The organism is Rhodococcus sp. 14-2470-1b (genome assembly GCF_002259415.1).
Lineage (GTDB): Bacteria > Actinomycetota > Actinomycetes > Mycobacteriales > Mycobacteriaceae > Rhodococcoides.
In genome coordinates, this window is the sequence record NZ_NPFY01000030.1 from 32,967 (window position 1) to 50,444 (window position 17,478).

Genomic DNA, 17,478 nt, shown 5'->3' on the forward strand with positions numbered 1-17,478 from the left:
GATTCGATGCTACGCGCCGAACTTCACGGTGGTGAACTGCGGGTTGGTGGAGACTTGTACCACATCGGGACGCGCTACAGGATGTTCGCTGACCAGCAGAGACCCGTCGAGAGCAGCGGTGACCGCGTCCACGACCGCCGGAATGACCTCGTCGACGGTCACCTCGCGGCCCAATTCGCTCGTCAGGGACGTGACGCCTGCGTCGGCAATCCCGCACGGGACGATGGCGTCGAACCCGGACGTCGAGGAATTGCAGTTCAACGAGAACCCATGGAGCGTGACGCCGCGCTGCACGCGAACGCCGATGGCCGCGATCTTGCGTTCGGGCAGGAGAATTCCGTCACGGACCTCGGAGGCGAGCCAGACACCCGATCGGCCGTCGATGCGTCCGCAGTCGATGCCCAGATCCGTGCACACCGCGATCAGAGCCTCCTCGACACGCCGGACGTACCGCACGACGTCGATCGGCTGCGCCAATTTCACGATCGGATAGCCGACGAGCTGACCCGGGCCGTGCCAGGTGATCTTGCCGCCGCGGTCGACCTCGATGACCGGCGTACCGTCTTTCGGACGATCCTCGGGCGACGTGCGGCGTCCCGCCGTGTACACCGACGGATGTTCCAGCAGCAGCAACGTGTCCCGTCCGACACCGTCGGCACGCATGTCCGCGAGTGCCCGCTGACGATCCCACGCGTCGAGATAATCGACCGTTCCGAGCCGGGACACCTCGATGGAATCGGAACTTTCGCGTGCGGACACAACACCTTCGGTCATAAGCGTCGACGTTACGCCGACCCCGCGCGCGAACGGAATCAGCTCCCGACGGCCGCGCGCAGCGCCTCGCCGACAGTGTTGTGTTCGAACGTGAACCCGGTGTCCTCGAGGACCTTCGGGATGGCGCGCGGGCCGGTGAGGATGGCTTCCTCGGCGAACTCGCCGATCACCAGACGAAGCGCGAATCCGGGAACCACCCAGGGTGCCGGTCGCTTGATTGCCCGCGAGAACGCGCTGTTGAACTGAGCATTGGTGACCGGGGCCGGACCCACCATGTTCACCGGACCGCGCACGGCGTCGTTCTCGATGCTGTGGATGATCCCGCCGATCTCGTCCTTCAACGAGATCCACGGAAAGTACTGACGCCCGCTACCCAACCGACCGCCGAGCGCGAGCAGATACAACGGGCGAAGTTTGCCCATCATCCCACCGCGGCGCGACAGCACCACTCCGCTCCGAAGCATCACCGTCCGTACCCCACCGGCGACGGCATCGGCCGTCGCGAGTTCCCAGTCGCGGCACACCTCGGCGAGGAACCCCTCACCGACACCATCCGATTCGTCGACGATGCGATCGCCGGTGTCGCCGTAGAAGTTGATGCCACTGGCGTTGACGAGAGTCGGGATCCCGTGCTCCGCACAGGCACCCGCCAACACCTCGGTGGGCGTGATCCGGCTGTCGCGAACCTCTTGCTTGTACGCACCGGACCACCGCTTGTCACCGATGCCGACTCCACAGAGATTCACCACGGCGTCACATGAGCGAAGTGCACGCTCGTCGACCGTTCCCGCCGGGGGATCCCACTGGAATTCGTCCGGCCCTGCCGGTGCGCGACGCACGAGGCGGGACACCTCGTGACCTCGTCCGCGCAGCGACGCCACGAGGGCGGTACCGATCAATCCCGAAGAACCTGCAATGACGACGCGCATGGTGTTCGACGCCCCTCTCGACGGTTTCGGGGCGCCACCCGCAGTGCGAGTGGCGCCCCGATTGTGTGGTCTACCCCGATTGTTCGAGGACGATCACGTCCGGAATGTCTGGTACCTCACGATACAGACACAGCCGCGCTCGTGTCGGATCAGATACCCAGGTCCGCCTCGAACGAAGCATCTTCCAGACGCTGCTTGATCGTCGTCAGGAAACGACCGGCATCCGCACCGTCGACCAGGCGGTGATCGTAGGTCAGCGGCAGGTAGACCATCGAACGAACACCGATGGACTCGTTGCCCGCGGCATCCTTCACGACGACCGGACGCTTGACGATCGCGCCGGTACCGAGCATCGCCGCCTGCGGCGGAACCAGAATCGGCGTGTCGAACAACGCGCCCTGGCTACCGATGTTGGTGATGGTGAACGTGCCGCCGGAGAGCTCGTCGGGCTTGAGGCCACCGGAGCGTGCACGCGAGGCGATGTCGGCGATGGCGCGAGCCAGACCGGCGAGCGACAGGTCACCCGCGTTGTGGATGACGGGGGAGAGCAGACCCTGCTCGGTGTCCACGGCAATGCCGAGGTGGACATCGGCGTGGTAGGTGATCTCCTTCTTGTCCTCGTCGATGCTGGCGTTGACGTTCGGGTGCGCCTTGAGCGCCTCGACGACCGCCTTCGCGAAGAACGGCAGGTAGGTCAGGTTGACGCCTTCGTTCTTGGAAAACGTCGACTTGGCCTTGGTACGCAGCGCAGCGATCGTCGTGACATCGACCTCGAACGTCTGCGTGAGCTGAGCCGTGGTCTGCAGCGACTCACGAGTCTTCTTCGCCGTGATCTGACGGATGCGATTGATCTTCTGAGTCGTACCGCGAAGGTGAGCGAGCTCGGGGCGAACGCCTGCGGTAGCCGGAGCCGCCGGAGCGGACGCGGCAGCGGGAGCCGCGGCCGGCGCCTCGGCCTGAGCGGGAGCCTTCTTCGCTTCCGCTGCGGCGAGCACGTCCTGCTTGCGGATACGTCCACCGACACCGGTGCCCTTGATCTCGGAGAGATCGACATCGTTGTCCGCGGCGAGCTTGCGCACGAGAGGAGTGACGTAGGGAGTCGCGTCACCGGACGGTGCGGACTCCTGCTTCTTCGGAGCTTCCTGCTTGGGTGCTTCCTTGGGTGCTTCCTTGGGTGCTTCCTGCTTGGGTGCTTCCTCGACCGGCTCGGGCTTCTTCTCGGGCTCGGGCTTCTTCTCCGGCTCCGGGGCCTTGTCGGGCTCGGGGGCCTTCTCCGCCGGTGCACCGGAACCGATCACCGCGAGCTGACCACCGATCTCGACGGTGTCGTCTTCCTCGGCGTTGATCTCGAGCAGCGTGCCTGCGACGGGGGACGGAATCTCGGTGTCGACCTTGTCGGTGGAGACCTCGAGGAGTGGCTCGTCGACCGCGACCTCGTCGCCGACTGCCTTCAGCCACCGCGTGACGGTTCCCTCGGTCACGGACTCGCCCAGCTCGGGCATCTTCACCGGGGTGCCGGATCCGCTCGACTCGGACTTCGCCGCGGGAGCAGCGTCCTCTGCCGGTGCCTCTTCCTCGGCCTGGGGCTCGGGCTCGGCGGCCGGTGTGGGCTCTTCCTCGGCGGCCTCGGGCTCTGCAGCGGGCGCGGACTCTTCGCCTGCGTCGCCGATCTGCGCGAGCTCGCCACCGATCTCGACGGTGTCGTCTTCCTGAGCCACGATCTTCGTCAGAACGCCAGCAGCGGGGGACGGGATTTCGGTATCGACTTTGTCTGTCGATACTTCGAGCAACGGTTCGTCGACCTCGACGGTGTCGCCCTCCTGCTTGAGCCACCTCGTGACAGTTCCCTCGGTGACGCTCTCACCAAGAGCTGGCATCTGGACGGAGAAGGCCATGTCTGTTGACTCCTCGACAGTTGTATGCGGGTAAATTCAGTTCCTACGACTTGTGGTCGCAGAACAGTGTGTGGAAACCAGTGCTGAAACTATTGTGCTGGCGCTGCAAGGTTCGCGGACGATACTTGCGTTAATTGCGGCGAGGTAGTCGACGGACGTCCGCGCCAGGGCGCCCGAACCGGATGTGGCGAGACGGTTGGCCGAAGACGATCGGCTGACTCCAGCTGGCACCTCTACGCCCTTCCATCCGCGATCGGCAATCTTTCTCGACAACGAGAGAGTTGAACCCTCTACCTTCATCCTTCCATCCCTCGGCGTCGCATGTTCCCCGAGGGCTGATCTCGGACTGGCAAACTGGTGAGTAACACGAAGTGCGTGATCCGCGACGACAGATTGACGCACCGATGACAGGAGTCAAGCAGTGGGCTTGTTCGATCGTTTCTCTCGACGCGGCACTGGAGGTAGACGAGCCAAGGAGGGCTCGACCGCGCAGTACCTCGCGGACTGGACCGCGGCCAGGATCGGCGTCGAGGCGTACGTGGAACCGAAAACGACAGTGACTCCTGTCACTGTGGTTCTGGTAGCGAACGACGGCGAGTGGACACGCCGCGCCGTCGACGAGCGCGATATCCGAAAGATCGGCCCGGACCTGAAGATTCCCGTCTACGACGTCCGCAAGACCCGCTACCCCCAGCGCATGCGTGACTACGACGCGCGGCAGAAGATCCTGCGCAAGCGAGCCGAAGGTATGTGAGTGGAAATGTAGGCCTGGCCTACATTTCCAGTCACATAGGAGCTAGCCGTTCTCGACGATGTCCTCGAGTACTGCGAACATCGTCCGCACCGGCACGCCCGTGCCGCCCTTGCCGATGTAACCGAACGGCCCACCCGTGTTGTAGGCAGGACCGGCGACGTCGATGTGCGCCCACTCGACACCCTCGGCGACGAACTCCTTCAAGAACAGTGCTGCCGCCAACATGCCGCCCGCGCGACCGTTGGTCACGTTCGCCAGATCCGCGACCTTGGAATCCAGTTCGCGTCGAATCTCCTTCGGCAGCGGCATAGCCCAACCGTCCTCGCCGACAGCCTGCGACAGCGCTGCTACGCGATCGCGGAACGCGTCGGTACCCATGACGCCAGGCGTGCGGTTGCCGAGCGCGACGACCTGCGCGCCGGTCAGCGTCGCCGTGTCGATCAGGTAGTCCGGGTCGTCCTCGCAGGCACGCACGATGGCGTCGGCCAGAACGAGGCGGCCTTCGGCATCGGTGTTGATGACCTCGACGGTGATTCCGCCGTACTGGGTCAACACGTCACCGGGACGCTGCGCGGTCCCGGACGGCATGTTCTCCGCCATCGGAACGGTAGCGACGACGTCGAGCGCGAGACCGACTTTGGCGGCGAGGATGACCGTCGCGATGACGGCGGCGGCGCCGGCCATGTCGGACGTCATGTTCTCCATGCCCGCGGCAGGCTTGATGGAGATGCCGCCGGTGTCGAACGTGATGCCCTTGCCGACGAGCGCGACCTTCTTCGACTTCCGCTTGCCTCCCGAATGGCTCAGCCGGACAAGCCGTGGCAGCCTCGACGAGCCTTTGCCGACGCCGTGGATGCCGCCGTACCCACCCTTTTCCAGCGCTTTGTCGTCGAGAATCTGGACACTCAGACCCGCTGCGGTGCCCAGTTCCTTGGCGCGCGCCGCGAACTCCTCGGGATAGAGGTGGCTCGGGGGAGTGTTGACGAAGTCACGCGCGAGCGCGACGGACTCGGCGATGGCCAGTGACCGCGCCAGCTCCGACTTCGGCTCACGCGCACGAGGATTCGCTACGAGGAGTTCGACCCGAGCGACCGGGCCGGCGTCCGGACCCGGCGCGGAGAGTGCGGACTTGAACTCGGTGAACGTGTACGCGCCGAGGAAGAAACCCTCGGCGGTCGCACCGAGATCGAGCGAGGACAGAGTGGTGGCAACGGTTCCCGTGCCGCTCAGTGCGCGAGCCGCGGTGCCGGCCGATCGCCGGATGCGCTCGTCGTCGATGTCCGCCGACGCGCCGAGGCCCACACCGAGCACACTGGACACGCCCAGTGCGGAGGGCGCGGGAATGCGCGTGAGTTCGTCCGCCTTGCCGGTTGCGCCGACGCTGTCGAACGAGTCGAACAACGTCGTCGCCACGGCGTCGTCGAAGACGTCCTCGTCGGTGTGCAGTTCCAGCCCTTCGTCACTCGTACTCAGGGCGACGACCAGTACGTCGACGTTCTTGCCGATTCGGCCGGCCAGCGCCAGCTCGGGTCCGAGGGTGCGGGATGAAGTCGAGGGCACGTGGCAGCTCCTACAAAGGGATCGATTGTGTCGGTCGGCTTCGATCGTAGTGATCGCCGCGGTGACGATCACCGCCGCGAGGGCTGTTGTCCGCTAGCGTTGGCGACCATGAGTGAAGCCGAGCTCGTCAGAGGTCCCGCGCACACCGTTCACGTAGAACTCGGTGCCACGTTCGCGCCGTTCGGCGGATGGGAGATGCCGGTGTCCTACTCCGGTGTCGTCGCCGAGCACAAAGCAGTTCGAGAATCCGTCGGCGTCTTCGACGTCAGTCACCTCGGTAAGGCTGTCGTCAGCGGACCGGGTGCAGCGCAATTCGTCGACGCGACGTTGACCAACGATCTCGGCCGCATCCGGCCAGGCAAAGCCCAGTACACGTTGTGCTGCACCGAGTCCGGCGGCGTCGTCGACGACCTCATCGCCTACCACGTGAGCGACGAGGAGGTGTTCCTCGTCCCTAACGCGGCCAACACCGCAGCGGTCGTCGCGGCACTGGCGACACAGGCGCCCGCCGGTGTCACCGTCGCCGATCGGCATCGAGACTTCGGAGTGCTCGCCGTGCAGGGACCGGAATCGCGTGCGGTCGTGGAGAGCCTGGGCCTTCCGGCGGACATGGAGTACATGGCGTTCGCGGACGCGACGTGGCGAGGAGCACCGGTGCGAGTGTGCCGCACCGGTTACACCGGAGAACACGGGTACGAACTCATCCCGGCGTGGTCCGACACAGAAGCCCTCCTACGGGCGCTGGTCGACCAGGTCCGAGGCGTCGGCGGGCAGGTCGCCGGGCTCGGTGCCCGAGACACCTTGCGCACCGAAATGGGTTACCCGCTGCACGGCCACGAACTGTCACTGGACATATCGCCGCTGCAGGCCCGATGCGGGTGGGCAGTCGGATGGAAGAAGGAACAGTTCTGGGGCAAGGACGCCCTCGTCGCGGAAAAGACTGCCGGTCCCGCGCGTGTGCTGCGCGGGGTCAAAGCACTCGATCGCGGTGTCCTTCGTCCTGGACTCACCGTCACGCACGACGGCAAGTCGATCGGAACCACCACGTCCGGCACGTTCTCACCCTCGCTCGGAGTCGGAATCGCACTAGCATTGCTGGATTCGAGCGCCGAGGTGACGCCAGGGGACACCGTCGAGGTCGACGTCCGTGGCCGCGCCTTGGCGTGCGAGATAGTCGCTCCGCCGTTCGTCTCCGTCAACACCAAGTGAATACCTGGCTGCGCGGAGGATTAAGATTCCTCACATGACAGGCACTCCCGAATTCACCCGCGTGCAGCATCCCTCTCCGGCTCCGTCGGAAGCCAGAGAAGCAGTACTGGCCGCGCCCGGGTTCGGGAAGTTCTTCACAGACCACATGGCGATCATCGACTACACCGCCGAGAAGGGCTGGTACGAGCCGACGATCGCGCCGTACGGTCCCATCGAGCTCGACCCGGCCGCGATGGTTCTCCATTACGGCCAGGCCATCTTCGAAGGCCTGAAAGTGTACCGCCAGCCGAGTGGTGAGTTCGCGTCGTTCCGCGTGCTGTCCAACGCGGAGCGTTTCCGTACGTCGGCGAAGCGGCTCGCGATGCCGGAACTGCCCGACGAACTGTTCCTCGGATCGATCGAGCAACTGCTCGCCGTGGACCACGAGTGGGTTCCCGAGGCCGGCGGCGAAGACGCTCTGTACCTGCGTCCGTACATGTTCTCCACCGAGGCAGGCCTCGGAGTCCGGCCGGCGGACGACTACCGCTACATGCTCATCGCATCACCCGCAGGCGCGTACTTCCCACGCGGTGTCAAGCCCGTCAAGGTGTGGCTCTCGACCGAGTACGTCCGTGCCGCCCCCGGAGGCACCGGCGCGGCCAAGTTCGCGGGCAACTACGCCGCGTCGCTCCTCGCGCAGGCCCAGGCCAGCGACGAAGGCTGCGATCAGGTGGTCTGGCTCGACGCCATCGAGCGACGCTACGTCGAAGAAATGGGCGGAATGAACCTGTTCTTCGTCTTCGGCTCCGGTTCCGACGCCCGGCTCGTCACCCCGTCCCTCTCGGGCTCGCTTCTGCCGGGCATCACGCGCGACTCTCTGCTGACGCTCGCAACAGACTCCGGCATCCCCGTCGAGGAACGTCGGATCTCCACCGAGGAATGGCGCAAGGGTGCCGAATCGGGCGAGATCACCGAGGTCTTCGCATGCGGAACCGCCGCCGTCATCACCCCGGTCGGAACCGTGAAGTCCGCCGAGGGCGAATTCGTCATCGCCGACGGCGAGCCAGGTGAAGTGACCCTCGCGCTGCGAGACACCCTGACCGGCATTCAGCGTGGCACATTCGCGGACACGCACGGTTGGATGACCAAGCTCGGCTGACCAGATCTGCCTTCCGCGGATCGTCCGATCAGGCGGAAGGCAGACCCGCCAGCAACCCCACCACGACGATCGTCGTCGTCATCTCCACAGCTGCGCCCAGAACGTCTCCGCTGACACCGCCGAACCGTCGGACACAGTGTCGAACGCCCAGTGCGGCCGCGCCCAACGCGGCAACGAGTACCACCGGGCCCTGCCACCACCGACCGTCGACGGCGAGAGCCGATGCTGCAACAGACAGTACCGCCCACGTGGACACCACGACGCGAGACTGCGAATCCGCAACCAATGCACCGAAACCGGTGTCCGACGCGGGCCGGACGCCGCGTCGGCACGCGAGAACGACGGCGACGCGCCCGGTAGCGACAGCGACGACGGCAGACCACCACTGATCGGCCGAGGCGAGAGCGCCGAACCCGGCGGCCTGAACGAGCATCACCAACCCGACGGCCGCGACGCCGAACGGACCTGCGCTTCCGGACCGCATCACTTCACGGGCGCGCTCGGGTGGCCCGTAGCACCCCAATCCGTCAGCCGTGTCCGCCAGCCCGTCGATGTGCATACCTCGGGTCAGCAACGCGAGCGCAGCGACGCTCAACGCCCCGGCCAGGACGGCAGGCAGAGACGCGGCAACCACGCCGATCCACAGAACGGCCGCCGCCGATACGCCGAGCCCGACCCCCACCAGTGGCGTCCACCCGATCGCCGCACGGGCTTCGTCGCGACCGACCGTCTCCGGGCCGCGCACCGGCACAACCGTCAACCACGACAGTGCCAAACGCGGTCCGACGAGCATTACGTGGTGGTCTCGGTGCTGACCCCCGCTGCAGCGAACGTCGACATCTCACCGAGAGTGGCCACCGCCGCGTGCACCACATTGAGTGCAACGAGTGCACCCGAGCCTTCGCCGAGACGCATGTCGAGCTCCAGAACAGGCTCGATCCGCAAGTGACGCAGCGCAATCGAGTGAGCAGGTTCGGTCGAGCGATGGCCGGCGATCCACCATTCACGCCCGCCGCGAGCCGACTCCTCCGCCACCAATGCTGCCGCGGTCACGACGAGACCGTCGAGGATCACCGGGGTACGACGGTGCGCTGCCTGCGCGAGAAAGCCCGCCATGGCCGCGATGTCGGCGCCGCCGGCGACTCGAAGCAATGCCACCGGATCCTTCACGACCGGCCGTGCTCGACGCATCGCGTCACGGATCGCTCCGGTCTTCCTGATCCAGCCCGCGTCGTCGATCCCGGTACCTCGTCCGACTGCGGCGACGGGTTCGGTGTCGGTGAGTGCAGCGATCAACGTTGTTGCGGGAGTGGTGTTTCCGATTCCCATGTCGCCCGCGATCAGTAGATCGGCACCGCCGTCGACCTCCTCGTCCGCGAGGGCGCGGCCCGCATCGATCGCGGCGAGAACCTCGTCCGAGGTCAGGGCGTCTTCTCGATCGATGGATCCGCTGGAACGACGAACCTTGTACGTGCTCACCGCAGGATCCGTATCGGTGGCGACCGAGATGTCGACGACCCGCACCGACGCCCCGGCGACCCCCGCGAGCGCATTCACCGCGGCGCCGCCGGCAGTGAAGTTGGCGACCATCTGCGCGGTGACCTCTGTCGGGTACGCCGACACCCCGTGAGTAGCCACGCCGTGATCACCCGCGAACACCACCACTCGTGGCCTGACGATCGGCGACGGAGGGCATCGGTCCTGGCAGGCGGACACCCACTCGCCGAGCTCCTCGAGCCGCCCGAGGCTGCCCACGGGCTTGGTCAGCGATCGCTGCAGCTCCGAAGCCTGCACTCGCGACTCCGCCGACGGAGGTGCCACGGGACGCAGGGGCGTCGAGAAGTCCTCGGACTCCGAAGGGGCTGTCACAGGCGACCTTTCATCGAAAATCGGAACCGCTGTCATCGTCGGTCTTCGGGTTGTCGGACTTCAGTGGCAGCGGGAGGCCGGCGACGACGAGAACGACCGTCTCGCACGTGGCGGCCAGTCGGGAATTGAGGGTACCCATCTCGTCCTGGAACAGCCTGCCCGAGCGAGTCGCGGGAACCACGCCCCACCCCACCTCGGGACTGACGAGAACCAGATCGCCCCGGTACTGCTGCACGGCCGCACACAGTGCGTCGGTGGCTGGGGCGACGGTTCCTCGCGGCAGATCCCAGGCATCGGCGTCGTCGAGGGCGCTGGTCAACCAGGTGCCGAGATCGTCGACGATCGTCGTACCCGGATGTGCTTCGTGCAGAGTCACCGCAAGCCCGTCCGACGATTCCACGGTGGACCACTCCGACGGACGACGCGCGCGGTGCGCGTCCAGACGAGCATTCCAATCGGCGTCGCCGACGATGCGGCGTCCCGTCGCGACATATCGAACAACAGGCGCCTCGGCGGCAAGAGCTTCCGCGTACGCAGACTTACCCGACCGCGTACCCCCAAGGACAAGCGTGCGCCGCACGATACTCACGTGGGCCGCAGCGGTCAGACTGCTGCGCCGCGCTCGACGCGTGGCTTCGGCGCGCGCATCTTGCGCAACTGCGACGCGCGGACGAATGCGTACCAGCCGAGGCGGAAGCCACCGTCGGTGGTGTCCGGGAAACGCTCACGCACCCGATTGTTGATCTGACGGCCGATGAAGATGCCCTCGATCACCATGAACAGCATCATCACGAACATCGCGAGAGTCACGAACGCCTGAACGGCCGGACTGAGGAACAACGCGAAGATCAGGAGCAACGCCAACGGCATGAACAAGCCGACGAGGTTGCGTCGTGCATCCACCAGATCGCGCGCAAAGGCCCGAACCGGACCCTTGTCGCGGGGGAGCAGGTACTTGTCCTCACCGGCCAGCATCCGTTCACGACGCTCAGCAGAGGCAGCGCGCCGCTCGGCCGCGGCTTTCTTCCGGTCGTCCTTGGAGCCCCGGTTCGCCTTCCTGCGCTCGCGGGCTTCCTTGCTCGTCATCGGCGGTGGGGCGACCGGACCGCGGCGCCGCGCCTCGGCTTCCCGACGCTTCGGCGTCGGCCGACCCTTGCCGACGGCAGGAGCCGTCTGGTCCGTGGCGGGGGACTCGACGGACTTCGAATCGTCCCCGTCCGAATTGTCAGAGTTTCCGCGGCGTAGCAACTTCACCCTCCCAGGTTATGGGATGACGACGAAGTCCTGAACACCGGCCGCGTCGCACACGTCCGAAGTCCGGGGTTCCACGCTCGAATCGGTCTTCGACGCCCGTGGCTCGTGAGGAATAAGCGGGAGCAGAGTACGGTTGAGGCGTTCACGGGTTTGGTACGACTGACAGGGAGAGCCCATGACCGTCTCGAACGAGACCATCACGCACAAGGTCACGATGACAGAAGCCGCGTCGTCGAAGGCCAAGGCGTTGCTGGATCAAGAAGGCCGCGACGACCTCGCACTGCGCATTGCTGTGCAGCCCGGTGGTTGCGCAGGTCTGCGCTATCAGCTCTTCTTCGACGATCGAAGCCTCGACGGCGACCTCGCGGTCGACTTCAACGGCGTCACGCTCGCCGTGGACCGGATGAGTGCTCCGTACGTCGAAGGTGCGTCCATCGATTTCGTGGACACCATCGAGAAGCAGGGCTTCACGATCGACAACCCGAATGCCACAGGCTCGTGCGCCTGCGGTGATTCGTTCAACTGAGTTTTCAGCACAACCTCTGACCGGTACTCGCTCGCGGGTACCGGTCAGAGGTCTGTTCACACCCAACCGCTGGATGAGTGGGAATGTAGCCCAGGGGGCACATTTCCACTCACCTAGCCCGTCTCGCCAACCGAAAGGCCCATCCACGTGACACTCGCGGTATCGGGATCGATAGCCACCGATCACCTCATGCGATTTCCGGGCAAGTTCGCCGAGCAGATCGTTACCGATCAGCTGTCGAACATCTCGCTCAGCTTCCTCGTCGACGATCTGGTGATCCGCAAAGGCGGAGTCGGCGGGAACATCGCATACGCACTCGGTGTCCTCGGCGGATCACCGCTACTCGTGGGAGCCGTCGGACCGGACTTCGGCGAGTACCGCGCGTGGTTGGAAGCCAACGGCGTCGACTGCGGGGGCGTGCGAGTCTCGGAGTCCGCACACACCGCTCGATTCGTGTGCACGACCGACGAGGACATGGCTCAGATTGCCTCGTTCTACCCCGGTGCGATGAGCGAAGCTCGTGACATCACGATCGACGGATTGGTGTCCTCGAGTCCCATCGAACTCGTTCTCATCGGCGCCAACGATCCCGACGCGATGATCGCGCACACCGACCAGTGCCGTGCGAGCGGAATTCCGTTCGCAGCCGATCCGTCGCAGCAGCTGGCGCGACTGACCGGCGAGCAGGCAATCGCCCTCGTCGATGGCGCGACCTACTTGTTCACGAACGAATACGAGTGGGGACTGCTGCGTCAGAAAACCGGACTGTCCGAAACGGAGATCGCCGCGAAGGTCGGACTGCGAGTCACCACGCTCGGCAAATCCGGTGTGGAAATCGTCGCAGCCGACGGTACGAGGACGCATGTCGAGGTCGTACCGGAAACAAGCAAGGTCGACCCGACCGGCGTCGGCGACGGATTCCGCGCGGGATTCCTCCTGGCACACCGCGCCGGTGCGACGGTCGAACGCGCCGCACAACTCGGCTCGCTCGTCGCGGTTCTCGTGCTCGAGACCACCGGTACTCAGGAATGGACCTTCGTGCGCGACGATGCACTGAAGCGTCTCGGCGCGGCCTACGGGTCCGTCGCGGCCGAGGAGATCGGCGCACTCCTGCCGTCATAGGTCGCTCGGTATCGCAGTCCTCACGTCGATGGCCCGCACGCAACAGTCGAGATCGTTGCGTGCGGGCCATCTGAGTTCAGGTGGAGATTCAGACGAGCCTGTGTCCCGTCAGAGGTCCACCGGGTACGTCGGCTCCGCGATCTCCGGGACGATCCGCTTCTCCACGAAGATGCCGTGCCACACCATGAAGATCAGGACAGTCCACAGCCGTCGGCTGTGATCGGACTTGCCGTCGCGGTGCTCGTTCAGCATCGCGGTGATGGCTGCCTTGTTCAGGATGTGATCGGTCTCCGACGCAGCGATCTGCTCGTGCGCCCAATCGAACAATTCGGTTCCGCGCAGCCAGTGCCGAAGAGGAACCGGGAAACCGAGCTTCGCGCGATGCAGAACGTGGCCGGGCACGATTCCTTCGAGCGCCTGCCGCAGCGCGTACTTGGTGGTGTCCTTCGTGATCTTCTGCTCCAACGGCAGCTTCTCGGCTACCGCGAACACCTCGTTGTCGAGGAACGGGACACGTAGTTCGAGGGAATTCGCCATGGTTATCTTGTCCGCCTTGACCAGAATGTCGCCGCGCAACCACGTGAACAGATCGAGGTGCTGCATTCTCGCCACGGGATCCCAGCCCTGCGACTGCGCATAGATCGGCGCAGTGACGTCCGTGTGCGTCCACTCCGGACGGAAATCGCGCAGCACCGCCCTCAGCTGAGCGTCACCGAAACTGCGTGCATTGCCGTAGTAGCGCTCCTCGAGCGACATGGATCCGCGGTGCAGCAGACTCTTGCCCCGCGTACCGTCGGGAATCCTCTCGCTCAGAGCGCCCGCCGCGCGACGCAGACCCTTCGGTAAATATTCGAACGGTTTGAGCGACAGTGGCTCTCGATAGATGGTGTACCCACCGAAGAGCTCGTCGGCGCCTTCACCCGACAACACGACCTTGACGTGCTTGCGTGCTTCCTTCGCCACGAAGTAGAGCGGCACCAGCGCCGGATCCGCGACCGGATCGTCGAGATACCAGACGATCTCCGGAATCGACGCTGCGAACTCCTCGGGCCCGACGACCTTGACGACATGGCGAGCCCCGATGGCGGCGGCCGACTCCGCGGCCACATCGACCTCCGAGTAGCCCTCACGCTCGAAGCCAGTGGTGAACGTGATCAGGTTCGGATTGTGGCGCATCGCCAGAGCCGCGATTGCCGTCGAGTCGATGCCGCCCGACAGGAACGATCCGACGGTGACATCGGCTCGCATGTGCTTGGCGACCGAATCCTCCAGCGCCTCCGCGATCTCCTGGTAGCGAGCCGCCTCGGAACCTGCCGCGAACGGCTTCACCGGGAACTTCGGCGTGAAGTACCGAGTGACCACTGGAGTCCCACCGGGGGAGAGGGTCGCGTAGCAACCGGACTCGAGGCGTCGGATCTTGCGGTGCAGCGTCTCCGGCTCGGGTACGTACTGCAACACGGTGTAGTGCTCGGTTGCTCTCGGGTCGAGGTCTGTGCCGATACCCACCAGGTCCGTCAGCTCCAGCAGGCTCTTCTTCTCGCTACCGAACGCGGTACCGCCCGGGCCGGTCGCCATGAACAGCGGCTTGATGCCGAACGGATCACGAGCCAGAAACAGTTCGCGCGTCTCGGTATCCCAGATGGCGAACCCGAACATGCCACGCAATCGCCGCACAGCCGTCGGGCCCCAGTAGTGGAAAGCCGCCACGATGGACTCGCCGTCGCCCTCGGTGAAGAACTCGGCGCCGTGATCGCGAGAGAGTTCCTCCCTCAGTTCGAGGTAGTTGTAGATTTCGCCGTTGAACGTCAGTGCGTAACGCGTCGGGTTCTCGGGCGGCCCCCACCGAAGCGGCTGATGTGAATGAGCGATGTCGATGATCGACAGACGATTGAATCCGTAGATGATGTCGTCGTCGTGCCACGTGCCCGGTTCGTCCGGTCCGCGGTGGCGCATGCAGTGCATGGCGGAGGACACGAGGTCGACTCCCGCAGCATCGGTGCCGGTCGACGTCAGTACACCGAGTAGTCCACACACAGCGTCTGCTACCTCGTTTCGCAGTTGGGGATTGGTCCGCTGCCACGGCGTCAGCATCCTGACGCCCCAGGCGGCACGGAAACCTCGAGTATGCCGCAGACACGGTACGCGCAACGCGGGCGACCCAAGAGTGGTGATGCGACGGCTTTGGTCTACGCTGCGTAGTACTAGGGCATCCGCATGTGGAAGCCCTCATTCTTCAGTGGTGAGCGATCAGGAAGGCGTGAACGTGGCGCAGAGTCGGATCCTTCGGCGAGCTGGGCTAACAGTATTTCTCGGCTTGGCCGCGTTGCTGTTGTCGGGTTGTTCCATCGACAACGATGTTCTGCGCTTCGGCTTTCCGTCGGGCATTACTCCCCAGGGCAAGTCGATTCGAGAATTGTGGACATGGTCCGTGGTGGCAGCCCTGATCATGGGCATCATCGTGTGGGCCCTGATCTTCTGGGTGGTCATCTTCCACCGCAAGAAGAAGGACTCGCCCGAGTTCCCGCGTCAGACGGCATACAACGTGCCCCTGGAGCTGTTCTACACCGCAGTTCCCTTCGTGATCATCGCGGTGCTGTTCTACTTCACCGTCGTCGTGCAGAACTACGTCGACGAGAAGGAGCCGAATCCCGATGTGACGGTCGACGTAACGGCGTACCAGTGGAACTGGAAGTTCGGCTACCAGACGGTCGACTTGAAGGACGGCGTCGTGAAGTACGACGGCACCGACCTCGAAGCGCAGGCCGCTGCCGAGGCCGCCGCCGATCCGGGTGAAGGCGCCGAAGGTAGCGAGGACGGCGAATTCGTGCCCGGCGCGATCCACGGTGCAAGCCCGCAGGATCTCTCCTACCTGCACTACAACAAGATCGAGACCGTCGGCACCAGCAACGAGATTCCGGTTCTGGTCCTCCCGACGGGTAAGCGCATCGAGTTCGTTCTCGCCTCCTCCGACGTCATCCACGGCTTCTGGGTTCCCGAGTTCCTCTTCAAGCGAGACGTCCTCCCGAACCCGAAGGAAAATCACTCGGACAACGTCTTCCAGATCTCCGAGATCGAACGCGAAGGCGCCTTCGTCGGCCGCTGCACCGAAATGTGCGGCACGTTCCACGCCATGATGAACTTCGAGGTGCGCGCAGTATCCCCGGACGACTTCCAGGAATACATCGAGCTTCGCAAGCCCGAGTCCGACGGCGGAGAAGGCCTCACCAACGCTCAGGCACTGGAAGCAATCGGACAGTCTCCGATCGCCACCAGCACCATCCCGTTCACTACGGACCGCTCGCAGAAGTCCGAATCCGTCGCCGAAGGCAACTGACCCAGGAAGAATGCTGAAATGAAAATCGAAGCCAAGATCTTCGAGATCCTGACTGTCTTCTTTCTTCTCGTCGGGATCGTGTACGCCCTCTTCACCGGATTCTCGCGGACCGGCGTCGAATGGGCCGGTGTCACGGCCATCGCGCTGTCGGTCGGTCTGACACTCATCATCGGAACGTACTTCCGGTTCGTTGCCCGTCGTCTCGACACCCGTCCCGAGGACTTCGACGACGCAGAGATCAGTGACGGTGCAGGCGATCTGGGCTTCTTCAGCCCCGGTAGTTTCTGGCCGATCCTGCTCGCCGGCGCCGCATCGGTCACCGCCATCGGATTCGCGTTCTTCCTCTGGTGGCTCATCGCATTCGGTGTCGTGCTCATCCTGGCAGCGGCCGCAGGCCTGGTGTTCGAGTACCACCTCGGACCAGAGAAGCACTAGTTCCACACAGCTCACACAACGACTGACGCCGACTCCCGATTGGGGGTCGGCGTCAGTCGTTTCTGTGTGTCGTGCAGCGGCGACGAAAGGGTGATTTGCCCGATGACTCCGCACAGTGGGTTCAGGCGTGACCCACATGCTCGGACGGGCGTGAGAGAGCCCCTCAGGACGCGTCGGCCTGACGGTCGGCGTCGGCAAGGGTGGCCGCTACCTGGTCGAGCGACAAGCCCAGCGTCCGGCACAGCGCCGCAACAGTGAAGAACGCAGGCGTCGGAATCCGGCCCGTCTCGATCTTGCGTAGCGTCTCCACCGAAATTCCTGCATGCGCCGCAACATCCGTCATCGTCCTCGACCCGCGGGTGGCGCGAAGCAACTCACCCAAGCGAAGACCTCTCGACAGCTCCTCAGGGGACAACGGGATGCGAACCATGGGACCAATAGTAATACCGGCCGACACTACCGGGACCTCCGCCTCGCTGGCGAGCGGCGCTCGCAGTCGCACCGAACGTCGCGTTCGGTCACTCAGAGTGACTGGACGGCACATTCGGTCCTGCAGGTGGGGTTCCGAGGTGACCGAATGTCACGTTCGGTCACTTGGAGTGACCGAACGCCACGTTCGGTCCGGGGGAGACGGGAGGCAGACGGGCGGAGGGTGTGCGGACGCGAGAGGGTGGGGGAG

At 64.9% G+C, this 17,478-nt stretch carries 17 protein-coding genes; 7 read left to right on the plus strand and 10 right to left on the minus strand.

The window, feature by feature from the left end; all coding sequences use genetic code 11:
* Positions 1-9 precede the first annotated feature (9 nt).
* The 3 genes from lipB to sucB form a co-directional block, all read right to left on the minus strand.
* On the minus strand, positions 10-774 hold the full coding sequence (gene lipB, locus CH293_RS21465) for a lipoyl(octanoyl) transferase LipB (RefSeq protein ID WP_037109212.1): 765 nt from the start codon (positions 772-774) through the stop codon (positions 10-12).
* 38 nt (positions 775-812) lie between these two features.
* Positions 813-1,703, minus strand: coding sequence for a TIGR01777 family oxidoreductase (locus tag CH293_RS21470; protein ID WP_037109210.1), 891 nt, complete (start codon positions 1,701-1,703; stop codon positions 813-815).
* A gap of 149 nt (positions 1,704-1,852) precedes the next feature.
* Positions 1,853-3,598 (minus strand): 2-oxoglutarate dehydrogenase, E2 component, dihydrolipoamide succinyltransferase, encoded by a 1,746-nt coding sequence (gene sucB / locus CH293_RS21475; protein ID WP_094721442.1) that lies wholly within the window; start codon positions 3,596-3,598, stop codon positions 1,853-1,855.
* Between the two features lie 421 nt (positions 3,599-4,019).
* Here sucB and CH293_RS21480 point away from each other — a divergent pair, with 421 nt between their 5' ends.
* Positions 4,020-4,352 (plus strand): hypothetical protein, encoded by a 333-nt coding sequence (locus CH293_RS21480; protein WP_019665984.1) that lies wholly within the window; start codon positions 4,020-4,022, stop codon positions 4,350-4,352.
* A 42-nt stretch (positions 4,353-4,394) separates the two neighbouring features.
* Here CH293_RS21480 and CH293_RS21485 read toward each other — a convergent pair whose 3' ends face one another.
* Positions 4,395-5,912 (minus strand): leucyl aminopeptidase, encoded by a 1,518-nt coding sequence (locus CH293_RS21485; RefSeq protein WP_094721443.1) that lies wholly within the window; start codon positions 5,910-5,912, stop codon positions 4,395-4,397.
* A gap of 108 nt (positions 5,913-6,020) precedes the next feature.
* Between CH293_RS21485 and gcvT the strand changes: the two genes are divergently transcribed.
* Together gcvT and CH293_RS21495 are read left to right on the plus strand one after the other, a co-directional pair.
* Positions 6,021-7,121 (plus strand): glycine cleavage system aminomethyltransferase GcvT, encoded by a 1,101-nt coding sequence (gene gcvT, locus CH293_RS21490; RefSeq protein ID WP_176460082.1) that lies wholly within the window; start codon positions 6,021-6,023, stop codon positions 7,119-7,121.
* Between the two features lie 34 nt (positions 7,122-7,155).
* Entirely contained in the window at positions 7,156-8,259 is a 1,104-nt protein-coding gene (locus CH293_RS21495) for a branched-chain amino acid aminotransferase (RefSeq protein WP_094721445.1), read from the plus strand.
* 28 nt (positions 8,260-8,287) lie between these two features.
* On the opposite strand, the gene CH293_RS21500 is transcribed toward CH293_RS21495, so the two are convergent.
* Genes CH293_RS21500 through CH293_RS21515 form a run of 4 tightly spaced genes read right to left on the minus strand, consistent with a single transcriptional unit; the run spans position 8,288 to position 11,382 of the window.
* Positions 8,288-9,052, minus strand: a complete 765-nt coding sequence (locus CH293_RS21500; protein WP_037109198.1) for an adenosylcobinamide-GDP ribazoletransferase — start codon at positions 9,050-9,052, stop codon at positions 8,288-8,290.
* Positions 9,052-10,128: a nicotinate-nucleotide--dimethylbenzimidazole phosphoribosyltransferase gene (cobT, locus tag CH293_RS21505; protein ID WP_094721446.1), complete on the minus strand. Its 1,077-nt coding sequence runs from the start codon at positions 10,126-10,128 to the stop codon at positions 9,052-9,054. Before cobT ends, CH293_RS21500 begins: the two co-directional genes overlap by 1 nt.
* A gap of 10 nt (positions 10,129-10,138) precedes the next feature.
* Positions 10,139-10,717 (minus strand): bifunctional adenosylcobinamide kinase/adenosylcobinamide-phosphate guanylyltransferase, encoded by a 579-nt coding sequence (gene cobU / locus CH293_RS21510; protein ID WP_094721447.1) that lies wholly within the window; start codon positions 10,715-10,717, stop codon positions 10,139-10,141.
* A gap of 14 nt (positions 10,718-10,731) precedes the next feature.
* Positions 10,732-11,382: a DUF3043 domain-containing protein gene (locus tag CH293_RS21515; RefSeq protein ID WP_019665977.1), complete on the minus strand. Its 651-nt coding sequence runs from the start codon at positions 11,380-11,382 to the stop codon at positions 10,732-10,734.
* A gap of 175 nt (positions 11,383-11,557) precedes the next feature.
* On the opposite strand from CH293_RS21515, the gene CH293_RS21525 reads away from it, so the two are divergent.
* Positions 11,558-11,908, plus strand: coding sequence for an iron-sulfur cluster assembly accessory protein (locus tag CH293_RS21525; protein ID WP_019665976.1), 351 nt, complete (start codon positions 11,558-11,560; stop codon positions 11,906-11,908).
* 147 nt (positions 11,909-12,055) lie between these two features.
* Positions 12,056-13,030 (plus strand): carbohydrate kinase family protein, encoded by a 975-nt coding sequence (locus CH293_RS21530; RefSeq protein ID WP_094721449.1) that lies wholly within the window; start codon positions 12,056-12,058, stop codon positions 13,028-13,030.
* A gap of 108 nt (positions 13,031-13,138) precedes the next feature.
* Here CH293_RS21530 and asnB read toward each other — a convergent pair whose 3' ends face one another.
* The gene (asnB, locus tag CH293_RS21535; RefSeq protein WP_094721451.1) at positions 13,139-15,064 is read right to left on the minus strand and encodes an asparagine synthase (glutamine-hydrolyzing); all 1,926 of its coding nucleotides are present in this window, start codon (positions 15,062-15,064) and stop codon (positions 13,139-13,141) included.
* Positions 15,065-15,287: 223 nt separating this feature from the next.
* Between asnB and CH293_RS21540 the strand changes: the two genes are divergently transcribed.
* Together CH293_RS21540 and CH293_RS21545 are read left to right on the plus strand one after the other, a co-directional pair.
* A complete protein-coding gene (locus tag CH293_RS21540) occupies positions 15,288-16,364 on the plus strand; it encodes a cytochrome c oxidase subunit II (RefSeq protein WP_026347926.1) in 1,077 nt (358 codons plus the stop codon).
* An 18-nt stretch (positions 16,365-16,382) separates the two neighbouring features.
* Entirely contained in the window at positions 16,383-16,799 is a 417-nt protein-coding gene (locus CH293_RS21545) for a cytochrome c oxidase subunit 4 (protein ID WP_037109186.1), read from the plus strand.
* A 163-nt stretch (positions 16,800-16,962) separates the two neighbouring features.
* Here the strand turns inward: CH293_RS21545 and CH293_RS21550 are convergent, their stop codons facing one another.
* On the minus strand, positions 16,963-17,229 hold the full coding sequence (locus tag CH293_RS21550) for a helix-turn-helix transcriptional regulator (protein WP_094721452.1): 267 nt from the start codon (positions 17,227-17,229) through the stop codon (positions 16,963-16,965).
* Positions 17,230-17,478 lie beyond the last annotated feature (249 nt).

What these genes read in the sequence shown, in the direction of transcription:
- sucB (WP_094721442.1), bottom strand. Translation starts at nt 3,598, where the DNA reads ATGGCCTTCTCCGTCCAGATGCCAGCTCTTGGTGAGAGCGTCACCGAG.
- CH293_RS21500 (WP_037109198.1), bottom strand. Translation starts at nt 9,052, where the DNA reads ATGCTCGTCGGACCGCGTTTGGCACTGTCGTGGTTGACGGTTGTGCCG.
- CH293_RS21550 (WP_094721452.1), bottom strand. Translation starts at nt 17,229, where the DNA reads ATGGTTCGCATCCCGTTGTCCCCTGAGGAGCTGTCGAGAGGTCTTCGC.
- CH293_RS21545 (WP_037109186.1), top strand. Translation starts at nt 16,383, where the DNA reads ATGAAAATCGAAGCCAAGATCTTCGAGATCCTGACTGTCTTCTTTCTT.
- CH293_RS21525 (WP_019665976.1), top strand. Translation starts at nt 11,558, where the DNA reads ATGACCGTCTCGAACGAGACCATCACGCACAAGGTCACGATGACAGAA.
- CH293_RS21470 (WP_037109210.1), bottom strand. Translation starts at nt 1,703, where the DNA reads ATGCGCGTCGTCATTGCAGGTTCTTCGGGATTGATCGGTACCGCCCTC.
- lipB (WP_037109212.1), bottom strand. Translation starts at nt 774, where the DNA reads ATGACCGAAGGTGTTGTGTCCGCACGCGAAAGTTCCGATTCCATCGAG.
- CH293_RS21495 (WP_094721445.1), top strand. Translation starts at nt 7,156, where the DNA reads ATGACAGGCACTCCCGAATTCACCCGCGTGCAGCATCCCTCTCCGGCT.
- gcvT (WP_176460082.1), top strand. Translation starts at nt 6,021, where the DNA reads ATGAGTGAAGCCGAGCTCGTCAGAGGTCCCGCGCACACCGTTCACGTA.